Annotated in this window: 4 protein-coding genes and 1 pseudogene; all 5 read right to left on the bottom strand. The window is 65.9% G+C overall.

The window, feature by feature from the left end:
- Positions 1–41: 41 nt before the first annotated feature.
- Positions 42–923: a NifU family protein gene (locus I0Q12_RS06620; protein WP_197251186.1), complete on the bottom strand. Its 882-nt coding sequence runs from the start codon at positions 921–923 to the stop codon at positions 42–44.
- A gap of 3 nt (positions 924–926) precedes the next feature.
- Complete coding sequence (locus tag I0Q12_RS06615; RefSeq protein WP_197251185.1) at positions 927–2,711, bottom strand: nickel-dependent hydrogenase large subunit; 1,785 nt, start codon at positions 2,709–2,711, stop codon at positions 927–929.
- A gap of 34 nt (positions 2,712–2,745) precedes the next feature.
- Positions 2,746–3,801, bottom strand: a complete 1,056-nt coding sequence (locus tag I0Q12_RS06610; protein ID WP_197251184.1) for a hydrogenase expression protein HypE — start codon at positions 3,799–3,801, stop codon at positions 2,746–2,748.
- Between the two features lie 122 nt (positions 3,802–3,923).
- On the bottom strand, positions 3,924–4,724 hold the full coding sequence (gene hypB, locus I0Q12_RS06605; RefSeq protein ID WP_197251183.1) for a hydrogenase nickel incorporation protein HypB: 801 nt from the start codon (positions 4,722–4,724) through the stop codon (positions 3,924–3,926).
- 4 nt (positions 4,725–4,728) lie between these two features.
- Positions 4,729–4,839, bottom strand: a pseudogene (locus I0Q12_RS32155) (hydrogenase maturation nickel metallochaperone HypA); the annotation flags it as partial.

Genomic DNA, 4,839 nt, shown 5'->3' with positions numbered 1-4,839 from the left:
CGCGGCGGCGATGCGGCCGAGAACCTCGGAGACGGTGGCCATCACGCCACCTCGGTAGGACGCGCATCGGGCACGGCGAGCGACAGGATTCCGTCGCGAACCAGCACCGGCAGGGGCTCGAGATGTTCGGCGGCACCGTCGTCCACCCGGGCTCCGGCCCTGCGGACGTCGAAGTGTGCTCGGCATCCCGGGCAGCGCAGTACCGCCCCCGCGTCACCTCCCGCTCGTCGGTGCAGCACCGCACCGGCGAACGATCCACCGCACGCGGGGCAGTGGTCGCGGTAAGCGAGATATCGGCCGTCGAGGCGGCATGCCAGCACCGGCACCTCGGCAATCGTGAACCCGCCGAGCTCCCCTTCCCCGAGTCCTTCGAACTCCGTTACCGCACACCAGGTCCCGCTCACATCGGAACGGACGTGCGCGAACAGGGTTTCCGGACGGATGAGGCCGTGATCGTCGGGTTCGGTTTCCACGTCGAGCTCGGTGATCTCCGGCGCCGCCGCCCGCACGGCGTCGCGCACTGTCAGTTCGAGCGTGGCCGCCGACGACGGGCATCCCCGGCAGTTGCCGAGCAGCCGCAGGCGCACCACCGATCCGTGGATGTCGAGCAGGTCGACGTCGCCGCCGTGCGACTCCAGGTACGGGCGGACCGAGTCGAGCGCGGTGCGCACCCGCGTCGTCACGTCGTGCGGGTGGAGGCCGTGGACGAGCAGCAGGCTCGCGACCAGGTCGTCGCGTGCGACCGCGTCCACGGCTCCGGGATGCACGGCGATCGCGTCGAGGATCCGGGTCAGGCCGGCCCCGTACAGATCCAGTACCTCGCGCACGAGGTCCTCCGCGCGGTCGCGGGCTGCCGGCCCGGCTACGGAACAGGCATCGAGCAGCGCTTCGATACGGTCACCGGATTCTCGCCACCGCTCCATCCGTCACTCTCCGGTGACCGACTGGGTCGGCGAATGCACCTTCTCGAGCGTCTTCCCATCGCCCAGGTACATGTGCACGCCGCACGGTAGGCACGGATCGAAACTGCGCACGGTGCGCATGATGTCGATGCCCTTGAAATGCTCGCGGTCGTTCTCCTCGAAGATCGGCTGACCCTGCACCGCGTCCTCGTAGGGCCCGGGTGTCCCGTAGCTGTCGCGGGGGCTGGCATTCCACGGCGTCGGCGGATACGGGTGGTAGTTGGCGATCTTGCCGTCCCGGATCACCAGGTGATGGGAGAGCACGCCGCGCACCGCCTCGGTGAATCCGCAGCCGATGCCCTCGTCCGGCACCTCGAACGTCTCCCACGTCTTGGTGCGGCCGGCACGGATCTCCTCGAGCGCCTTCTCCGCGAAGTGGAGCGCGCACGCCGCCGCGTAGGCCTGGAAATAGGTGCGGGCGCGGTTGCGTTCGAGGGTGTTGCTGCCGTGCTTCGGAATCTTCCACTCGAGCGTCACCGGCGGCTTCAACGCGGTCTTCGGCAGGTTGATCTTGACACTCGACCCGGTCGACTCGACGTAGCCGATGTTCACGAGACCGGCCAGCGCGGTCGACCACAGCCGGGCCAGCGGTCCGCCGCCGGTGTCGAGGGCCAGGTGATCGGTGCCGTCGAACCAGCGCGGCGACATCACCCAGCTGTACTTGTCCTCGAGGTCGCGCTTCTGCGGGTGCGGATTGGTGTGCTGGTTCCACGGGTGGCGGCGGTCGACCGGATTGCCCAGCGGGTCCGTCTTGACGAACATCTCCTGGTCGGTCCAGTCCTCGTAGTACGACGAGCCGAGCAGGATCCGCAGACCCAGGTTGATGTCGACGAGCGAGGTCGTCACGAGTTTGCCGTCGACGACCACCCCCGGCGTGACGAACATCTTCCGGCCCCAGTTCTCCATGTCCCGGTAGGAGAAGTTGCAGACCTCCGGATCCTGGAACGCGCCCCAGCACCCCAGCAGGGTGCGCCGCAGGCCGACCTTCTCGTAACCCGGCAGCGCTTCGTAGAAGAAGTCGAACAGGTCGTCGTGCATCGGCACGACCTTCTTCATGAATTCGACGTAGCGCATGAGCCGGCTCATGTAGTCGGTCATCAACTGCACCGTGGCCACGGTGCCCACGCCGCCGGGGTAGAGCGTCGAGGGATGTACGTGACGGCCTTCCATGAGACAGAACATCTCTCGGGTGGACCGGCTGACGTGCAGTGCCTCTCGGTAGAACTCGCCGCTGAACGGATTCAGGGACCGCATGATGTCGGCGATGGTGCGGTAGCCGTGCTGGTCCTCGTGCGGTGCGCGGGTCTTCTCGGCCCGTGCCAGGACGGACGGGTTCGTCTCGGAGACCATCTTCTCGCAGTAGTCGACGCCGACGAGGTTCTCCTGGAAGATGTTGTGGTCGAACATGTATTCGGCCGCTTCGCCGAGATTGACGATCCACTCCCCGAGATGCGGTGGCTGCACGCCGTACGCCATGTTCTGCGCGTAGCACGAGCAGGTGGCGTGGTTGTCGCCGCAGATCCCGCAGATGCGGCTGGTGATGAAGTGCGCGTCGCGCGGGTCCTTGCCCTTCATGAACAGGGAGTACCCGCGGAAGATCGACGAGGTGCTGTGGCATTCGGCGACAGTGTTGTTCGCGAAGTCGATCTTCGTGTAGATGCCCAGGCTACCGACGATTCGGGTGATGGGATCCCAGGCCATCTCGACGAGCGAGTTCGTGGAGCTGGAATCGGGAGTGGTGGCTGTCATCGAGCTGGCCTCTCTCGGAACGTCGGCTGCACACCTACCAGGTGCGGGTGGCTCCGGTCGTCAACTTCGTGCCGGGTGTGCGCCACGACGGCTCGTGGTCCAGGGTTCGTCTCGTGATCTTGCGCAGGTTCCGGATGACGGAGCCGTACATGCCGATTGCGGTGCTCGACACCAGACCACCCGGAGGTTCGTCCATGAACGGCATGAACTTGTCGGGGAATCCCGGCATCGTGCATCCGATGCAGATACCGCCGACGTTGGGGCAGCCGCCGATACCGTTGATCCAACCGCGTTTGGGGACATTGCATCTGACGACCGGACCCCAGCAGCCCAGCTTGACGATGCACTCCGGCGAGCCGTATTCGGTCGCGAAATCACCCTGCTCGTAGTATCCGCCGCGGTCGCAGCCCTCGTGGACGGTCTTTCCGAACAACCACTGGGGACGCAGCGCCTCGTCCAGCGGGATCATCGGCGCCTGATCCGTCGCCATGTACAGCAGGTAGGTGAGCGTCTCGGACAGATTGTCCGGCTGGATCGGGCATCCGGGCACACAGACGATCGGGATGCCCGCCTTGGACTTCCAGTCCCAGCCCAGATAGTCGGGGACCCCCATCGCGCCGGTGGGGTTGCCCGCCATCGCGTGGATGCCACCGTATGTCGCGCAGGTCCCGGCGGCGACGATCGCCGTGGCCTTGGGGGCCAGCCGGTCGAGCCACTCGCTGGTGGTGATCGGCTGCCCGGTCTCCTCGTTGTTGCCGAAGCCGCACCAGTAGCCGTCGTCGTGGAGTTTCTCGTTGGGAATCGACCCCTCGACGACCAGCACGAACGGTTCGAGTTCGCCGCGGTCGGCCTTGCGGAACCATTCGAGGAAGTCGTCGGCGCCACCCTCGGGTCCGCACTCGAAGTCGATCAGCGGCCAGTGCACCGCGACCTTCGGCAGACCCGGCAGCGCTCCGAGCGCGATCTCCTCGATGGTGGGTTGCGTCGCAGCGGTGAGCGCAACCGAATCGCCGTCGCAGCTGAGACCGGCATTGATCCACAGGACGTGGATCAATGTGTCCTCGGCCGCCTGCGCTTGTGGTGTAGGCATGCTGAGCCACCTTCCGGAGTGCCGGTTCACCCCTGCGCTGCCGGAGTCGACCGTCGGCCCACTTGCACAGCGCTTCTCCTATTAGGGACCCGATCGCGACGGATTGTCAACGAAGGTCCGGTTTACGATCTCGAATAACGTTCGGGCCGACGATGATCGGCGATCCAGTCGTACCACGCGGCGAGGTTCTCCCCCGTCGTCGCGGACACCGCGATCGCCTCGATTCCGGGGTTGATCGATTTCGCATGCCGCACACAGGTTTCGATGTCGAAGTCGACGTAGGGCAGCAGATCGATCTTGTTGACCAGAACCAGGTCTGCGACGGCGAAGATGTGCGGATATTTGAGCGGTTTGTCGGTTCCTTCGGGGGTGGAGATGAGGACCACCCGGCCCTGCTCTCCGAGGTCGAACAGGGCCGGGCACACCAGATTCCCGACGTTCTCGACGAACAGCAGGGTCCCCGCCTCGGGGTCGAGTGCCGTGAGCGCGTCGTGCATCATCTGCGCGTCCAGGTGGCAGCCCGCCCCGGTATTGACCTGCACCGCAGAGCAACCCGTCCGGCGGATCCGTTCCGCGTCGAGCAGGGTCTCCTGATCGCCTTCGATCACCGCGATCGGACCGGATCCGGAGAGGTCCCTGATCGTCCGTTCGAGCAACGTGGTCTTTCCGGCACCGGGCGAACTCATCACGTTGAACGCGGTGACGCCACGACCGGCGAGCCAACCCCGATTGCGTTCGGCCAGAACGTCGTTCTTCGCCAGTACCCGTTGCTCGAGCGTGACGGTTTCGGTGGAGCCGGACCCGGCGGTGTCCTCGCCGTGTCCGTGTCCGTGTCCGTGACCGTGTCCGTGCTCGTGCTCGTGCTCGTGGGGCACCGTGATACGCGGGCCGGCATCGTCACCGCATCCACACGTGGCGCACATGCGATCAGCTCACTTCCATCGACACGATCGTCAACTCCCGACCCGAACGGACCTCGACGTCCGCACTTCCGCACGGACACAACAGGATCGGGTCCGTCAATGCAAAATCCGCATC

This window comes from Rhodococcus sp. CX, from assembly GCF_015865005.1.
In the GTDB taxonomy this organism is placed as follows: domain Bacteria; phylum Actinomycetota; class Actinomycetes; order Mycobacteriales; family Mycobacteriaceae; genus Rhodococcus.
The sequence above is the reverse complement of the archived record's forward strand: the minus strand, read 5'-3'. Positions and strand labels throughout refer to the sequence as shown.

Excerpts from the sequence above, each read along its gene's own strand:
- I0Q12_RS06620 (WP_197251186.1), bottom strand. The coding sequence starts at position 923 with ATGGAGCGGTGGCGAGAATCCGGTGACCGTATCGAAGCGCTGCTCGAT.
- I0Q12_RS06615 (WP_197251185.1), bottom strand. The coding sequence starts at position 2,711 with ATGACAGCCACCACTCCCGATTCCAGCTCCACGAACTCGCTCGTCGAG.
- I0Q12_RS06610 (WP_197251184.1), bottom strand. The coding sequence starts at position 3,801 with ATGCCTACACCACAAGCGCAGGCGGCCGAGGACACATTGATCCACGTC.
- hypB (WP_197251183.1), bottom strand. The coding sequence starts at position 4,724 with ATGTGCGCCACGTGTGGATGCGGTGACGATGCCGGCCCGCGTATCACG.